Consider the following 15,921-nt stretch of genomic DNA (forward strand, 5'->3'; position numbering starts at 1 on the left):
GCTGGTAAGGGCCAACCCTGCGCGACGTCCATGGCGTCCGAATGAGTGCGAGTTCGGGAACAATAATGGCAGACAGAACCCAGCTGAGAGTAGCCGACAACAACGATATCGCTGACGATGATCCGTTCGCGGAACTGACCAGGATCATGGGATTCGATCCACGCCAGCCGGTCAAGCAGCAGGCGCGGGTCGAGCCGCAGGTCGCTGCCGCCACTCAATCCGTGCAAGAGGACGATTTCGATATCGACCTCGAAAAGGAATTGATGGGCGACTTCGACGCTGGCGTTGCCGCTCCGGTTGTCGATGCTCATGAGCCGGCATTCGAAACGGCGGCCGTGCATGCGGCTGACGACGATCTTGCGCCGTCGCTCGACGACGATTTCCATCTGGACTTCACGGGTGTCGATGATCAGGGGCTCGTCGCCAGCCATGCCGATCTCGGCGCAGCCGAAACCGCGCCATCCGTCGAACCCGCCTTCGACGCCGATTTCGACAATGCCGTCGCGAGTTCGCTCGATGACGTTTCGCCCTTCGAGGACGATCTGCCGATCGAGGAAGAACTCGCTGCGTCGCTCGATCAGGATTTCCGCATCGAGGACCATGCCGTCGAGATCGAGGACGAGGCCGTAGAGGCCCAGCATGCCATTGCCGAAGGGCCGATGGCTGTCGAGCCGGCCCCTGAACATGAATTCGATGATGCGGTCGCGCTTTCGCTCGAAGACGAGCTGATGCTTGACGGCCATTCTGCGGATCAGCGCCATGTGGCTGCGGCCGCGGTTGATGATCCGGAGCCGGTGCTGGCGGCCGCGAACGAGGCCGAGGCGATTTCCGACGAGGATTTCGACGGTCGCTTCGAGGCCGCCATGGCGGATGTCGACATGGATTTCGACGTTCATGCGGACGAGCCAGTGGCCTTCGATGCGGCGCAAGCGGACGACGCGATCGCCGTTGCTGAGGACACTAGGGAAGAGTTCTCGAGCTCCGAAGCCGCTTCGGAAGATGATTTCGATCTGAACCTGGACGACGCGTTCGCCGAGCCTGCCGAAGAGCCGGTCGCCGAGGTCGCGGCCGCCGCGGTCCAGCCGATAGCTCCGGCAACGCCGGCAGACGTCATGGCCGAGCCGGCGCCGGCCCCCATGGCGGACGAACGCAGCCTCGAAGACGAGTTGAACGCGCTGCTAGGCGCCATGACGGCGCGCACGCTGCCTTCGGCCAAGGAGCCTGTCGTGGCTCAGCCCGTCTTCGCTCAGCCTGTCGCGGCTCAGCCGGCTGCTGCTCCCGCTCAGTCGTATGCTGCTCCATATGCTGTCGCGCCTGCAAAAGCCGCCGAGGAACCGGCCGATCTTGCCGGCGATCTGGACTGGGATCTCGATGAGCAAGCGCCCGAGGATCTGCATGCCTCCAGTGCCGCTCAGGATACCGATCTCGACAATCTGCTGCTCGACGAACTTCAGGGCCAGGATCCTGGTTCGGATGCCGCTGATCATCTCGATGTCGATTTCGACAATGATGCGTTCGACGCAGCCCTGGCTAGGAGCCTAGATCCGCGCGACGAGCCTGCCTCCCGGCAGGATCAGGCCGATTCCCTCGATTGGCTGGCCGAACGCTCCGCGCCGACGGAGCCGACCCGTTCGTGGAGCCGCGTGACACCGGTTCCCCAGCAGCCGGCATTCGCCGCGCAGCCGGCCGCTTCGATGGCGGCCAGGACCGCTGCGCCTGAAGTGGCCCCAGCAGTGGCCGTGGTGCCGTCCTATCGTGCGCCCGAACCGGTTGCGGTTGCGCCGGTCGCGGCTGCTCCCTATGCGGCCCCCGCATCCGCGCCGCAGCCGCGACAGTCCTCGCGCTATGAAGAGATGCCCGATGTCGAAACGGTCGATGTGCCGGAGCGCGTCGTGGCGTTGGCGGATGATCTCGACATTCCGGAACTGCATTTCGAGGAAGACGAGCCGGCCACCGCTGGTTATGACGATCTCGACGCCGAGTTCGCCAGCCTTCTGACGGAAATGAATTCGGTGGAAGTCGCGCCGGCTCCCGCTGCACCCGCAAGCAGCGCTGCCTATGCCGACGAATCCTACAATGCTGGATTCACTTCGGGCTATCAGGCGCCGGCATATGAAGCGCCCAAGCCAGCCTTCCAGCCGGAAGCACGGACCTACGCGGCGCGGCCGGCGGAAACGCCCGCGCGCACAGCGGCGAATACAGGCTATGCCGATGCCGCCGACGGCTTCGATCTCGATAATTTGCCGGGCAGCCAACCGGTCTCGCAGGCCGACGATTTCACCGTCGATGAACTCGACTACGATCCTGAGTTGGACGAGGCGATGTCCGTTCCGGGTCTCGGCGAGCGGCAAGCGGCCAAGCCGTCGGGCCGTCGTGGCCTGTTCATCGCCGCGATTGTCGGCGCCGTGGCGGTGGCGGGCGGCCTTGGTGCCTTTGCTCTGTCTTTCGGCGGCAAGGGTGGCAGCGAAGCGCCTGTCATCGTCAAGGCCGACAATTCGCCGATCAAAGTCAAGCCGGAAAATCCGGGCGGCACCGTGGTGCCGAACCAGGACAACAAGGTCTACGACGCCGTGGTCAAGGGCGCGAAGCCCGCCGAGCCGGTGCAGCAGAAACTTGTCACCAACACCGAAGTCCCGGTGGATGTGCAGGCGAAGGATCCGGCCCGTGCCGTCGATCTTTCCGCTGATCAGGGTGCTGCCGTTGGCGGAACCGACGACGGCAATGCCGCGCCGACCGCAGGTGCCGCACCGGCCGCCAACGCAACGCCGGCCGACAATGCGGCGGCGCCCGCGCCCAAGTCCGAGGATCGCATCGCGCAGGTGCTGCAGGATGCCGACAAGGGCACCAACACCGACGTCGTCGCCGTTGCGCCGCGCAAGGTGAGGACCATGGTGGTGAAATCGGACGGCTCGCTGGTGCCACGCGAGGATCCGGCACCGGCTGTGCCGCAGGTGGCTGCCGCTGAACCAACCGATCCGGCGCCGCAGCATGTCGCGCCGTCCGCCGATGCCGATCAGACCGGCACGGTGGCGCCCGCCGCCGCCCAGTTGGACGACGAGCCAGCCCTCAAGCCGGCAGCCAAACCGGCCAAGGCCGAGGCCAAGGCGCAATCGGCTAACACGCCGGCAAAGGTCGCGATCGCGCCGCAGCGTCCGTCCGACCAGCCGGTCGACGTCGTCGGCGAGGTCAAGCCCGATCAGGTCGCGTCCATCGATCCGGCAACGACGGCGACTGGCGGTGGTTCGTGGTCGATGCAGGTTGCTTCGCAGCCGACGGTGGAAAGCGCCCAGTCGACCTACCAGGACCTGCAACGCCGCTACGGCAGCGTGCTTGCCGGGCGCACCGCCAACATCGTCAAGGCCGAGATCGCCGGCAAGGGCACGTTCTACCGCGTCCGCGTCGTAGCCCAGTCGCGCAACGATGCCATCAATCTGTGCACCAGCTACAAGGCTGCCGGCGGCAATTGCTTCGTGTCGCGTTAGACGACGTTCAACCGTTCAAAGCCGGCGCGGCCCCAGGTCGCGCCGGCTTTTTCATGTGCCCAGCGTTTTTCATGTGCCGGGCGTTTTTCATGTGGAAGCATTTCTGGCGTTGGACCGCATGTGCTCCCCGACGATTCCCTTTAACCGCGCGAAGCCCTAGACTCCTGATATGACCGAATCAAAATCCATGATCCTCGGCTGTGCCGGGAAATCGCTCACCCGCGAAGAAATCAACTTCTATCGCAATGAATGCCCATGGGCCTTCATCCTGTTTGCCCGCAATATCGGTGAGACCGAGCAGATCCGCGATCTGGTCGCCGAGATGCGCGACTGTATCGGGCGGCCGGATGCGCTGGTGTTCATCGACCAGGAAGGCGGCAGGGTGCAACGCCTGCGGCCGCCGCTGGCGCCGAACTATCCGGCCGGCGGGGCGCTTGGCGCGCTGTGGCGCGACGATCACGACGCCGGCGCCCGGGCAGCTTGGCTGATGGCGCGCCTGCATGCCTTCGACCTGCTGCGCTACGGCATCACGGCGGATTGCCTGCCGGTGCTCGATGTGCCGATCGAGGGCGCCAGCGACGTCATTGGCGCGCGCGCCTACGGCAAGGAGCCGCGCCCGGTCATTGAACTCGGCCGTGCCGCCGCCGAAGGTCTGATGTCCGGCGGCGTGCTGCCGGTGATGAAGCACATTCCGGGTCACGGCAGGGCCTTTGCCGACACGCATTTCGAGCTGCCAATAGTCAATGCCTCGCTCAGCGATCTGCAGCGACATGATTTTGCCCCGTTCCGGGAGCTCAACGACCTGCCGATGGCGATGACCGCGCATGTCGTCTACAGCGCCATCGACCCCAACAACCCGGCAACCACATCCGGCAAGGTCATCGACGAGATCATCCGCCGCGACATCGGCTTTGACGGGCTGTTGATGAGCGACGACACCTCGATGAAGGCACTTTCTGGGGATTTCCCGACAAAGGCGGCCTCGATCCTTGCGGCGGGCTGCGATCTGGTCCTTCACTGCAACGGCGTTTTCGAGGAGATGGCGGGCATTGCGTCGCGCACCAAGGGGCTTGAGGGCAAGTCGCTGGAGCGTGCAAAGCGGGCACTGACCTATATAAAGAAACACGATGCGGCCGAAGAAGCCGAGATACGTGCTGAATTTGCCACCTATTTCGACGCGGTGGCCTAACGAAGGGAAGTGACAGGGCAGTGGCGGAAACATTGGAAAGCAAGGCCGCGAAGGCCGCACCGATGGACCGCCTGTGGGCCGAGAATGACGATTCACGCGTCACGGGCGATCCGTCGCTGGTCGTCGACGTGGCCGGCTTCGAAGGTCCGCTCGATCTTCTCTTGCATCTTGCGCGCACCCAGAAGGTCGATCTGGCGCGCATCTCGATCCTGGCGCTGGTCGAGCAGTATTTGACCTTTGTCGAGACGGCGAGGGCGCTGCGGCTGGAGCTTGCAGCCGACTATCTGGTGATGGCGGCGTGGCTGGCCTTCCTCAAATCGAAGCTGTTGATCCCCAAGCAGCCGGGCGAAGAGGGCGAGAGCGGCGAGGAACTGGCGGCGGTGCTGCAATTCCGGCTGAAGCGGCTGGAGGCGATGCGCGAAGCAGCGGCGCGTCTGGTCAACCGCAACCGGCTCGGCCGCGACGTGTTCGCGCGCGGCATGCCGGAAATGGTCATCATCGAGAAGCGCAACGCCTATTCGGCGTCGCTCTATGATCTCTTGACCGCCTATGCCCAGCAGCGACAGAAGCAGGCGATCAACAATGTGACCATCGCCAGGCGTGGTGTCTGGTCGCTCAAGGATGCGCGCGACATCCTGACCCGCCTGGTCGGGGCTGTGAGCGACTGGACGACGCTGGAAAGTTTCCTGATCGTGTACATGACCAGCCCTGAGGAGAGGCGCACGGCGATCGCCAGTTCCTTCGCGGCAACATTGGAACTGGTGCGCGACGGCACGATGGATGTGCGCCAGGATCAGACGTTCGCGCCGATTTATCTGCGCGGCCGTGCACCGGCAATCAAGGCAGTCGAGGTGGCATCATGAGCGAACGCGCCAACGCTTCGGTTATCCCCTTCAAGGTGGATGATGGGCCGGAAGAGGGCGATCTCGACCAGGCGTCCGTCCAGAATTCGGCACAGAACCCGGCCGAGCGCCTGCATATGGCGGAGGCCGTGCGCATGGCCGAGGCGATTGTCTTCGCCAGCGCCGAACCTGTCAGCGAAAAGCAGCTTGCCGCACGCCTTCCCGACGGCATCAACATCGCCCTGGCAATGGCCGAGTTGCAGCAGGTCTACGCCCGGCGAGGCGTCAATCTGGTGCGGGTCGGCGACGCCTGGGCGTTCCGCACCGCCGGGGATCTCGCCTTCCTGATGAGCCGCGACACGGTGCAGCAGCGCAAGCTGTCGCGCGCCGCGCTCGAAGTGCTGGCGATCATCGCCTATCACCAGCCGGTGACGCGCGCCGAGATCGAGGACATCCGCGGTGTCGAGACGTCGAAGGGCACGCTGGACACGCTGCTGGAGACGGAATGGGTACGCATGCGCGGCCGCCGCAAAACGCCCGGCCGTCCCGTGACCTACGGCACCACCGAAACTTTCCTCGACCATTTCGCGCTCGAGGAAATCCGTGATCTCCCCGGCATGGAGGAACTGAAGGGGGCCGGCCTGCTATCGGGCCGCATGCCGTCGAACTTCTCCATTCCGCAGCCGCCGGCCGACCCCGACGCGCTGACCGATGACGAGGATCCGCTGACCGATATCGATCTCGAGGAACTCGGCCTTTTGACGCCGCGCGTCACGGAAGATTGACCGCGGGCGTCTATCAAAAGCGGCTTTACGCCTTTACATGCGCCGTTTGGTAGCGGGCCGCCTTGCCGAAAATGCGTGACATCCGCCAGCCTTTCATAAACTCTGTCGCGGTTGTGTTTGAATCCCAACGCGAAAACGCATAGATCATCGCCAGGGAAAACATTCGAGAGAGATTTGCTATGGGTTCATTTTCGATTTGGCACTGGATGATCGTGCTGGTCATCGTGCTTCTGGTGTTCGGCCGCGGCAAGATTCCGGAGCTGATGGGCGACATGGCCAAGGGCATCAAGAGCTTCAAGAAGGGCATGGCGGACGACGACGTCGCCGAGGACAAGCGCACCGTCGAACACCGTGCCGACGAGACCGTTTCGGCCGTGAAGGAAAAGGCCAGCAAGAGCTGAGCCAAGAGTTCTAGTCGGAACAGATTGCCATGTTTGAAGTCGGCTGGACCGAAATGCTGGTGATCGCGATCGTTATGATCGTGGTCGTCGGGCCGAAGGATTTGCCCAACATGCTGCGCACCTTCGGGCGCACGACGGCGAAGCTGCGTGCCATGGCCGCCGACTTCCAGAAACAATTCAACGAAGCGCTGAAGGAAGCGGAGCTCGACGACGTCAAGAAATCGGTCGACGAGCTCAGGGGCCTCAGCCCGGTTGCCGAAATCAAGAAGCAGCTTAATCCGTTCGAGCAGGCGGCGGCCGATGTCCGCGCCGGTGTCGACGCGGCGATGAAGCCGAAGCCAGCCGCTGATCCGGCAGCGCCCGCCGCTTCGACGCCGCAGGCAGCCGAGCCGCTGAAGAATGGCGCGACGGAAATGCCTGGCGTCAGCGGGCCAGAGGCCGCGCCGCCAACGCCGATTTTCCCGGCGATGACCGATGAATCGGTGGTCGCGGCATCCACGGAACCCGCCGTGGCGCCGAAGACATCCGCGGCCAAGAAAGCCGCCAAGGCGGCGCCGGCAGCGAAAGCGCCGTCCAAGGCCGCGACTTCCGCGAAGGCGGTGACTGCAAAAGCCGCACCCGCGCCCAAGGCGTCGACAAAGGCCGCGACAGCGGCAAAGCCTGAAGCCACCGCCTCGACGAAGCCCGCCGCCGCCAAGGCGGCTGCTGCCAAGGCAACTGCGGCAAAGACCGGGGCGAAAGCCGAACCGAAGCCTGCCGCGGCGAAGAAGCCGGTGGCCAAAAAGACGGCTGGAGCCGCCAAGTGAGCGTTTCGGACAAGGAAAAGGACGAGATCGAAAAGTCGTCGGCGCCACTGATGGAGCATCTGATCGAGCTGCGTCGGCGGCTGATCTGGTCGCTGGGCGGCTTTTTCGTCGCCTTCCTGGTTTGCTTTTTCTTCGCCAAGCGGCTGTTCAATCTGTTGGTCGTCCCCTTCAAATGGGCGACGAAGTGGGCGGGTCTCGATCCGCACAAGGTCGAGCTGATCTACACCGCGCCGCAGGAATTCTTTTTCACGCAGGTCAAGCTCGCCATGTTCGGCGGCATGGTCATCGCCTTTCCGCTGATCGCCACGCAGATCTACAAGTTCATCGCGCCCGGCCTCTACAAGAACGAGCGCAACGCCTTTCTGCCGTTCCTGATCGCGTCGCCCATCCTGTTCCTGATGGGCGCCTCGCTGGTCTATTTCTTCTTCACGCCGATGGTGATGTGGTTCTTCCTCGCCATGCAGCAGGTCGGCACCGACGATCAGGTGCAGATTTCGCTGCTGCCGAAAGTGTCGGAATATCTCAGCTTGATCATGACGCTGATCTTCTCCTTCGGCCTGGTGTTCCAGCTGCCGGTGGTGACCAGCCTGATGACGCGCGTCGGCATGCTGTCGTCCAAGGCGCTGGCGGAAAAGCGCAAATGGGCGATCGTCATTGCCTTCATCGTTGCTGCCGTGCTGACGCCGCCGGATCCGATGAGCCAGATCGGTCTGGCCATTCCGACCATCCTTCTCTACGAGGTCTCGATCTGGGCCGCGCGATGGATCGAGCGGGACCAGGAAAAGCAGCGGCTGGCACGTGAGAAGCAGGAGGCCGGGGAGACCGTGGCCGACAAAACGCCGGACGAGCCTCCAGCGCCGGCTGCTTCGTAAAACAACAGGCAGCGCTGGAAAGAGACAGTCGCTGCCCGGTCTATCTTGCATCAATCAAGGATGCGGTTTACGCCCTCTCGCATAGCTGAGGACGGATAAACCATGCTTGACATCAAATGGATTCGCGACAACCCGAAGGCCCTTGTCGAGGCGCTGGTGAAGCGCTCGTGGTCGGCGGCTGAGGCGCAGTCCACCGTCGACGGGCTGATCGCTGCGGACGAGGCACGGCGCGAACATGTCACCGAGTTGCAGACCAAGCAGGAGCGCCGCAACGCCGCCTCAAAAGAGATCGGCAACGCCATGCGTTCGGGCGATGCCGCCCTTGCCGAAAAGCTGAAGGCCGAAGTCGGCGAGATCAAAACCTTCATCCAGAATGGCGAGGCGCGTGAGCGCGAACTCGACAAGGCGCTGAACGACGCGCTGGCGGTGCTGCCCAATGTGCCGCTCGACGATGTGCCGGTCGGCAAGGACGAGCACGACAATGTCGTCAAACACATCGTCGGCAAGGTACCGACGCGGCCGAACTGGGTGAAGGAGCATTTCGAGATCGGCGAAGCGCTCGGCATGATGGATTTCGAGCGGGCGGCAAAGCTGTCGGGTTCGCGCTTCACCGTGCTGAAGAGCGGCCTGGCGCGGATGGAACGCGCGATTGGCCAGTTCATGCTCGATCTGCACACGACCGAGCATGGCTATGAGGAAGTGATCCCGCCGCTGATGGTGCGCGACGAGGTGCTTTTCGGCACCAACCAATTGCCGAAATTCGAGGAGGATCTGTTCTTCACGCCACACGGGGAGGGCAGGCTTGGCCTGATCCCAACCGCCGAAGTGCCGCTCACCAATCTAGTGCGCGAAGAGATCACCCAGCATGAAAAGCTGCCGTTGCGCTATACGGCGCTGACGCCGTGTTTCCGCTCGGAGGCAGGCTCGGCCGGGCGTGACACGCGCGGCATGCTGCGGCAGCACCAGTTCTACAAGGTCGAACTGGTGTCGATCACCGATCAGGAGTCCTCACTCGCCGAGCATGAGCGGATGACGCAGTGTGCCGAGGAAGTGCTGAAGCGGCTGGACCTGCCGTTCCGCACCATGGTGCTGTGCACCGGCGACATGGGTTTTGGCGCGCGCAAGACCTACGACATCGAGGTCTGGCTGCCCGGCCAGAACGCCTATCGCGAAATCTCGTCCTGCTCGGTCTGCGGCGATTTTCAGGCACGCCGCATGGACGCCCGCTACAAGGACAGGGATGGCAAGGGCAACCGTTTCGTCCACACGCTCAACGGTTCGGGTACCGCTGTCGGCCGTGCTCTCATTGCCGTCATCGAAAACTACCAGAATGAAGATGGCAGCGTAACCATTCCTGAAGTGCTGCGGCCTTACATGGGTGGTCTGGCAAAGATCGAATCGAATAATGCGCATTCTTCTGACCAATGACGACGGCATTCATGCCGATGGCCTGGCGTCGCTCGAACGCGTCGCCCGCACCCTGTCCGACGATGTCTGGGTGGTCGCGCCGGAGCAGGACCAGTCTGGCTATGCGCATTCGCTGTCGATCTCCGAGCCGTTGCGGCTGCGCAAGATCGGCGAGAAGCATTTCGCCGTGCGCGGTACGCCGACCGATTGCGTCATCATGGGGGTGAAGAAGATCCTGCCCGGTGCGCCCGACCTGATCCTGTCCGGCATCAATTCCGGCGCCAACATCGCCGACGACGTGACCTATTCGGGAACCGTCGCCGGCGCCATGGAAGGTGCGCTGCTTGGCATCCGCTCGATCGCGCTCAGCCAGGGCTACTCCTATGTCGGCGAGGACCGTATCGTTCCCTACGAGACCACCGAGGCGCTGGCGCCGGCACTGCTGAAGAAGCTGGTCGCGACGCCGCTGCCGGACGGTGTTCTGCTCAACGTCAATTTTCCCAACTGCCTTCCCGAAGAGGTCGCGGGCACCGTGGTCACCTCGCAAGGAAAACTCGTGCACAGCCTGTGGGTCGACGAGCGCCGTGACGGGCGCGGCCTGCCTTACTATTGGCTGCGCTTCGGCCGCGAGCCGGTCGAAGGCAAGCAAGGCACCGACCTCTACGCGCTGCGCAACCGTCTGGTGTCGGTGACGCCGTTGCAGCTCGACCTCACCGCGCATGAGATCCGTGATCAGCTGAGCAAGGCACTTGCATGAACCTGCCAATCGATGACCGCGAAGGATTTGCCGCTTTCCTGCTGCGCCTGCGCGGCAGGGGAACCGTGCCGAAAGCGCTCATCGCGGCCTTCGAGGCGACGCCGCGGCGCGGCTTTTTGGCGCCTCACTTCCACCAGATCGCATGGTCGGACCGTATGCTGCCGATCGAGTGCGGCGAGGCGATCGAAGGCGCCGACATGCAGGCGGCGGTGATCGCGGCCCTTGCCATCGAAGCGGGGAACCGCGTGCTCGAGATCGGCACCGGTTCCGGCTATACGGCGGCGGTGATGTCGCGGCTGGCGGCGCGCATCGTCACCGTCGATCGCTACAAGACGCTTGTCGAGCAGGCCCGGCAGCGCTTCGAAGCGCTCGGCATCGGCAATGTCATCGTGCGCCAGGCGGATGGCTCCGGCGGCCTGCCTGCCGAAGGGCCGTTCGACCGCATCGTCGCCTGGGCGGCTTTCGACAGCCTGCCGCGCTTCCTGCTCGACCAACTGTCGAGCGGCGGCATCGTCATCGCGCCGATCGGTCCGGAGGAGGGCGAGCAGGTGCTGGCCAAGCTGACCAAGGTCGGCAGCCGCTTCGAGCGCGGGGATATCGGCCTCGTGCGGCTGCAGCCGATCTTGCGCAGCGTTGCGGCAGTCATCTAGTTTCCGGCAGAGCACAGGTCCGCGGTCGAACACCTGTTCGGCCTCATGATCCGTGCCGCCAGCCATCCCCAAAATGTTTTAAGAAAATTTTCGTCGGATTCTAATGGGTTAACCGCCCAGTAACATTAACGCGCTTTAATCCTGTCTCAGTTGGTGAGAGTTTGTGCGGGTTAGTGCGATGCAACTCAGTGTTTTGAAGACAAACAGTCGCAATCTGGCGCGGGGCTGCGCTGTTCTCATGATTGCGGGTGCTGCCGCCGGGTGCAGTTCCCAGGCTTCGCGGTTCAACAGTGTCGACGATGTCTTCACTTCCTCGACCAACAATCAGCGCGCCATCATCAACAAGCAGGATGCCGTGCAGCCTTATCCGGGCGATGTCTCGGCGGCCCCGCTCGATGGCAGCCACACCCAGTCGGTCAGCCGCTCCAGCCTCGAGCCGGTTTCGAGCCGCCCGTTGCCGCCGCCCGCTTCAGCGCAGGCGCAACCCGCGCCGGCGCTGGCGCCTGCCGCCAATCCGGTGCGTGTCGCATCGGCGCCGGCCATGGTTCGGCCGGCTCCGCATGTCGACGGGACGACAACCGGCACTGTCGAGCCGGCCGCCAAGCCGTTCAAGAATGCCCAGCCCGATGCGCCGAAGATGGCAGAGGCGGGCAGGCCGCACGCGACCGAAATCGTCGTCAGGGACGGCGAGACCATTTCCGGTCTGGCAGCGCATTACAAGGTGCCGGCCGATGTCATCATGAAGGTGAACGGCCTGAGCCCGACCAAGGGGCTGAAGACCGGTCAGAAGATCGTCATTCCGGCCTATGCCTATTCGAGCAAAGCCGAGCCGAAGGTCGCCGACGCCAAGCCGGCGAAGGACGGCAAGCACGATTTGCCGGCCACCGCGCCCGACAAGGTCGCCGTCTTGCCGCAGCAGCCGAAGCTTAAAGAAGGCAAGGCTGCCGCCCAGGTCGACGCTTCGGCCGCCGCAAGCCAGCCTAAGGAGCCCAAGCCCGCGCAGGTCGCCAAGGCAACCGGCGCCGCTGGCACCTATACGGTCCAGTCGGGTGACACGATGTCCTCGATCGCCAGGAAGACCGGCGTCGGCGTCGTTGCGCTGAAGCAGGCCAACGGCATGAAGGACGGCTTGCTCAAGATCGGCCAGACCCTGAAGGTGCCCGCCGGCGGAACCGTGACGGTCGCCAGCGCCAAGCCGGCGAAGGTCGACCCGGTGACCACGGCAACCACGCAGCCTCCGGCAAAGACCACGCCGTCGGAAACGCTGGCGTCCTACACGCCGCCGAAGAAGGACGCGAAGGTCATCCAGCAGGCCGAGGACGAGGACGCTGTGGCGCCCGATGCCACGGGTATCGGCAAGATGCGCTGGCCGGTGCGCGGCCGGGTGATCTCCGGTTTCGGATCCGGCAAGGACGGCGTCGATATTGCCGTGCCCTCGGGCACGCCGATCAAGGCGGCCGAGAACGGCGTCGTCATCTACGCCGGCGACGGGCTCAAGGAATTCGGCAACACGGTGCTGGTGCGCCACGAGAACGGCTTGGTCACCGTCTATGGCCATGCCAGCTCGATCGAGGTGCAGCGCGGCCAGAAGGTCAAGCGCGGCCAGGAAATCGCACTGTCGGGGATGAGCGGCACGACGGACTCGCCGAAGCTGCACTTCGAAGTGCGCAAGAACTCGGCGCCGGTCGATCCCTCGACCTATCTCGAATAGAACAAAAAAAGCGATTTGCGGGCCGTCTGACCTCCAGTCCGGCCCGCCGGCTCAGCCCGTTCCGCAAGGAGCGGGCTTTTTCAGTTTGTGCAAAAGCCCGCCCGCTGGTTCACAGATGATCGCGGAGCGTGTCGGCGATCATGTCCTCGAGGCTGCTGGCCTTGACGCCCAGAAGCGCCTCGGTGTCGGAGGCATCAACCAGGAAGGGGCTATCGAAGAGGTAGCTCATCTCGACAGCCTCATGCATGCCCATGGCTTCCATCTCGGCGACGGAATAGGAACGTATTTCCAAGACCTCTCGTGCGAGCATCGCCGCGGTTTTCTGGATGAGTTCCCGGGGTGAGGCGTATTGCGAGGGAACGTGAAATGCCCGGTCCCATTCGCCCTTGTAGCGGGAGGCCGCGACCAGTGTGCTCGCGACGTCCCTGGTGAAGGTCCAGGCGTGGTTTGCGTCGAGGTTTCCAATGAAGGCAGTAGGCTTGCCCTCGACGATGGAAGGCAGCGCGATCAGGGAGAAGTAGCTGATCGCGCCAAGTCCGAGATAGTCGCTGGAGCGTATTTCGATCGCCGGCACACTGGCACGAACCGCCCGCTGCCACATGATCGTCCTGGCGGTTCCCTTCCTCGAAGTCGGGTCCAGAGGCAGGTCGGAGCGAAGCGGGCTATCGGCATTTTCCCCATAGCCATAGAGGTTTCCGAGCACGATGAGCTTCGCGCCGACCGCTTCGGCCGCGCGCACGGTGCCGTCGATGATGGGGAAAAAGTCGGTCGGCCACCGATGATATGTGGCCATGGCGCACATGAAGATGGCATCGGCGCCTCGGCAGATACGCGACAGGTCCGAGGCATTCGTGGCATCGGCCTGCATTGTCCGCACGTTCGGCAACGCGTTCGAACCGATGCTTCGGCTGGTGAGAACGACATCATGTCCTTCCTCACCAAGAAGGCGCGCGGTCTCGCGACCAACCGGGCCTGCACCGACAACAACATAGAAACTCATGGCAACCTCTCTTCCAAGTTTGATGGAGAGGCGTGCGTACAGGCTCGCGGCATTGAAAATCGCGCGGGAATTGCCAAATCTTGAACAGGTTTCGCCATGAATCGAGAGAGCATGCTTCTGCAATCCGCTCCGGCCCGATCTCTGTCCAAGGTGACAATGGTTTCCCGGCACATTGAGGCAGGTGTCCATCGTCTGCCACGGGCGCCGCACCACCGCGTCATGGTGCATGCAAGCGCGGCGACACGCTCTTACTGCAATCAGGTTGGGCGCTATTTCGTCAGGCGCGCCGGCGATATCGACCTGGTGCCGGCTGGCGAGGAGGGTGGTTTCGAGGCTGAAACCCCGTTCGACACGGTTGAGATTGTCTTGCAGCCAGCGCTGATGGAAAGGGTAGCGGCGGAACTTGGCGGCAGGGCGCTGGTAACGCGGCTCGACACACGCCATTTGCTTCGCGACCAGCGCATCGAGCATCTTGCTCGCGCACTGCAGAGCGATCTCGATGCAGGCGCGCCGAGCGGCTCTCTGTTTGCCGACAGCATTGGCGCCGCACTCGCGGTCAGGCTGCTCGGCCTCGATGATATAGACATCGATCGAACGAGCCGCTTGTCGGATACCCAGCTCAAGCGCGTCCTGGAGCACATTGAGGCCGCTCTGCACGAGCCGCTCTCGATCGATCGACTAGCCCGGGTTGCCGGCGCGAGCAGCTCGCATTTGCGGACATGGTTCAAGGTGGCGACGGGCGTCACCCTGCATCGCTACGTGTTGCGACGCCGCGTCGAACGCGCGCGCGTCCTGCTGCAGCAGGGTGATCTCAGCACAAGCGAGGTCGCGGAATTGACGGGCTTCGCACACCAGTCACATCTGGCGCATTGGATGCGCCGCGAGATCGGCCAAACGCCGCGCGACGTGCGACGTGCGCGGCCGCCCAAGTGACACACCTCAATCCTTGAGCGGCTTGCCAAGCCGGCCGGCCAGATCCTGCGTGAATTGCCAGGCGACGCGGCCCGAGCGGCTGCCGCGCGTCGTCGCCCATTCCAGCGCTTCTGCGCGCAACTGCTCGGGGTCGATGTCGAGGCCATGATGGCTGGCATAGCCGTTGATCATCTCGAGATATTCGTCCTGCGAACATTTGTGGAAGCCGAGCCAAAGTCCGAAACGATCGGACAGCGAGACCTTTTCCTCGACCGCTTCGGACGGGTTGATAGCGGTCGAGCGCTCATTGTCGATCATGTCGCGCGGCAGCAGGTGGCGCCGGTTGGAGGTGGCGTAGAAGATGACGTTGGCCGGGCGCCCCTCGACGCCGCCTTCGAGTGCCGCCTTCAGCGACTTGTAGGAGGTGTCGTCATGATCGAAGGACAGGTCGTCGCAAAACAGGATGACGCGGAAGGGCGCGGCCTTCAGCAGACCCATCAGCTTCGGCAGCGTGTCGATGTCTTCGCGGTGGATTTCGATCAGCTTGAGCGGCAGGTCGGATTTGGCCTTGGCATTGATCTCGGCATGCACGGCTTTGACCAGCGACGATTTGCCCATGCCGCGCGCGCCCCACAACAGCACGTTGTTGGCGGCAAAGCCGGCGGCGAAGCGCTCGGTGTTGTCGACGAGGATATCGCGGACACGGTCTACGCCGCGGATCAGGCCGATGTCGACGCGGTTGACCTTGCGCACCGGCTCCAGGTAGCCGGGATCCGCCTGCCAGACGAAGCAGTCGGCCTCGCCGAGGCCGGTTTCAGGCACCGGCGGCGGGGCGAGGCGGCTGACCGCCTCGATCAGGCGGTCAAGTTTCTTGTTGAGGGCGTCGATGCTGCTGTCGGTCATTTCAGGTCTTTTTTGGTTCGTTTCCTGGGGCGGGCAGGTGGGGGCGTTCGATTCCGTCGGGTTCGAAACCGGCTCCAACCGTTTGTTCGAGCGTGATCTTTTCGGAAAACCGGCCCGCGCTTTTCGCGGTCATGCTCTAACACGGCCCGACAAGCCGGAAAAGCAGCCGATTTGGCTGGCCGCGCAGTTGCATTGACAACTTTA

At 63.7% G+C, this 15,921-nt stretch carries 15 protein-coding genes; 13 read left to right on the top strand and 2 right to left on the bottom strand.

What is annotated here, in order from left to right:
* Positions 1–65 precede the first annotated feature (65 nt).
* The 11 genes from CKW40_RS10780 to CKW40_RS10830 all read left to right on the top strand — a co-directional run bounded on the left by CKW40_RS10780 (position 66) and on the right by CKW40_RS10830 (position 12,902).
* On the top strand, positions 66–3,482 hold the full coding sequence (locus CKW40_RS10780; protein ID WP_095199899.1) for an SPOR domain-containing protein: 3,417 nt from the start codon (positions 66–68) through the stop codon (positions 3,480–3,482).
* A gap of 169 nt (positions 3,483–3,651) precedes the next feature.
* The gene (gene nagZ, locus CKW40_RS10785; protein ID WP_095199900.1) at positions 3,652–4,671 is read left to right on the top strand and encodes a beta-N-acetylhexosaminidase; all 1,020 of its coding nucleotides are present in this window, start codon (positions 3,652–3,654) and stop codon (positions 4,669–4,671) included.
* A gap of 62 nt (positions 4,672–4,733) precedes the next feature.
* Complete coding sequence (locus tag CKW40_RS10790) at positions 4,734–5,534, top strand: segregation and condensation protein A (RefSeq protein WP_095200276.1); 801 nt, start codon at positions 4,734–4,736, stop codon at positions 5,532–5,534.
* Positions 5,531–6,298 (top strand): SMC-Scp complex subunit ScpB, encoded by a 768-nt coding sequence (gene scpB / locus CKW40_RS10795; protein ID WP_095199901.1) that lies wholly within the window; start codon positions 5,531–5,533, stop codon positions 6,296–6,298. Before CKW40_RS10790 ends, scpB begins: the two co-directional genes overlap by 4 nt.
* Positions 6,299–6,477: 179 nt before the next feature.
* Complete coding sequence (locus CKW40_RS10800) at positions 6,478–6,699, top strand: twin-arginine translocase TatA/TatE family subunit (RefSeq protein WP_013895102.1); 222 nt, start codon at positions 6,478–6,480, stop codon at positions 6,697–6,699.
* Positions 6,700–6,728: 29 nt separating this feature from the next.
* Positions 6,729–7,505, top strand: coding sequence for a Sec-independent protein translocase protein TatB (gene tatB / locus CKW40_RS10805; protein ID WP_095199902.1), 777 nt, complete (start codon positions 6,729–6,731; stop codon positions 7,503–7,505).
* Positions 7,502–8,377, top strand: a complete 876-nt coding sequence (gene tatC, locus CKW40_RS10810) for a twin-arginine translocase subunit TatC (RefSeq protein WP_095199903.1) — start codon at positions 7,502–7,504, stop codon at positions 8,375–8,377. Before tatB ends, tatC begins: the two co-directional genes overlap by 4 nt.
* A 102-nt stretch (positions 8,378–8,479) precedes the next feature.
* Positions 8,480–9,805 (top strand): serine--tRNA ligase, encoded by a 1,326-nt coding sequence (serS, locus tag CKW40_RS10815; protein WP_095199904.1) that lies wholly within the window; start codon positions 8,480–8,482, stop codon positions 9,803–9,805.
* A complete protein-coding gene (gene surE / locus CKW40_RS10820; protein ID WP_095199905.1) occupies positions 9,783–10,541 on the top strand; it encodes a 5'/3'-nucleotidase SurE in 759 nt (252 codons plus the stop codon). Before serS ends, surE begins: the two co-directional genes overlap by 23 nt.
* Positions 10,538–11,191, top strand: a complete 654-nt coding sequence (locus tag CKW40_RS10825) for a protein-L-isoaspartate(D-aspartate) O-methyltransferase (RefSeq protein ID WP_095199906.1) — start codon at positions 10,538–10,540, stop codon at positions 11,189–11,191. The genes surE and CKW40_RS10825 overlap by 4 nt, the downstream gene beginning before the upstream one ends.
* Before the next feature lie 178 nt (positions 11,192–11,369).
* Positions 11,370–12,902 carry a peptidoglycan DD-metalloendopeptidase family protein gene (locus tag CKW40_RS10830; RefSeq protein ID WP_095199907.1) on the top strand — a complete coding sequence of 511 codons (1,533 nt, stop codon included), beginning with the start codon at positions 11,370–11,372 and terminating at the stop codon, positions 12,900–12,902.
* A gap of 109 nt (positions 12,903–13,011) precedes the next feature.
* Here the strand turns inward: CKW40_RS10830 and CKW40_RS10835 are convergent, their stop codons facing one another.
* On the bottom strand, positions 13,012–14,091 hold the full coding sequence (locus CKW40_RS10835; RefSeq protein ID WP_342202926.1) for an NAD-dependent epimerase/dehydratase family protein: 1,080 nt from the start codon (positions 14,089–14,091) through the stop codon (positions 13,012–13,014).
* Between CKW40_RS10835 and CKW40_RS10840 the strand changes: the two genes are divergently transcribed.
* Positions 13,999–14,835, top strand: a complete 837-nt coding sequence (locus tag CKW40_RS10840) for an AraC family transcriptional regulator (protein ID WP_179297917.1) — start codon at positions 13,999–14,001, stop codon at positions 14,833–14,835. The two genes, CKW40_RS10835 and CKW40_RS10840, sit on opposite strands and share 93 nt — an antisense overlap.
* Before the next feature lie 6 nt (positions 14,836–14,841).
* On the opposite strand, the gene CKW40_RS10845 is transcribed toward CKW40_RS10840, so the two are convergent.
* Entirely contained in the window at positions 14,842–15,717 is an 876-nt protein-coding gene (locus CKW40_RS10845) for an ATP-binding protein (RefSeq protein ID WP_095199909.1), read from the bottom strand.
* Between CKW40_RS10845 and CKW40_RS10850 the strand changes: the two genes are divergently transcribed.
* Entirely contained in the window at positions 15,701–15,913 is a 213-nt protein-coding gene (locus CKW40_RS10850; RefSeq protein WP_095199910.1) for a hypothetical protein, read from the top strand. The genes CKW40_RS10845 and CKW40_RS10850 overlap by 17 nt on opposite strands.
* Positions 15,914–15,921 lie beyond the last annotated feature (8 nt).

The organism is Mesorhizobium carmichaelinearum (assembly GCF_900199455.1).
Classification (GTDB): Bacteria; Pseudomonadota; Alphaproteobacteria; order Rhizobiales; family Rhizobiaceae; genus Mesorhizobium; species Mesorhizobium carmichaelinearum.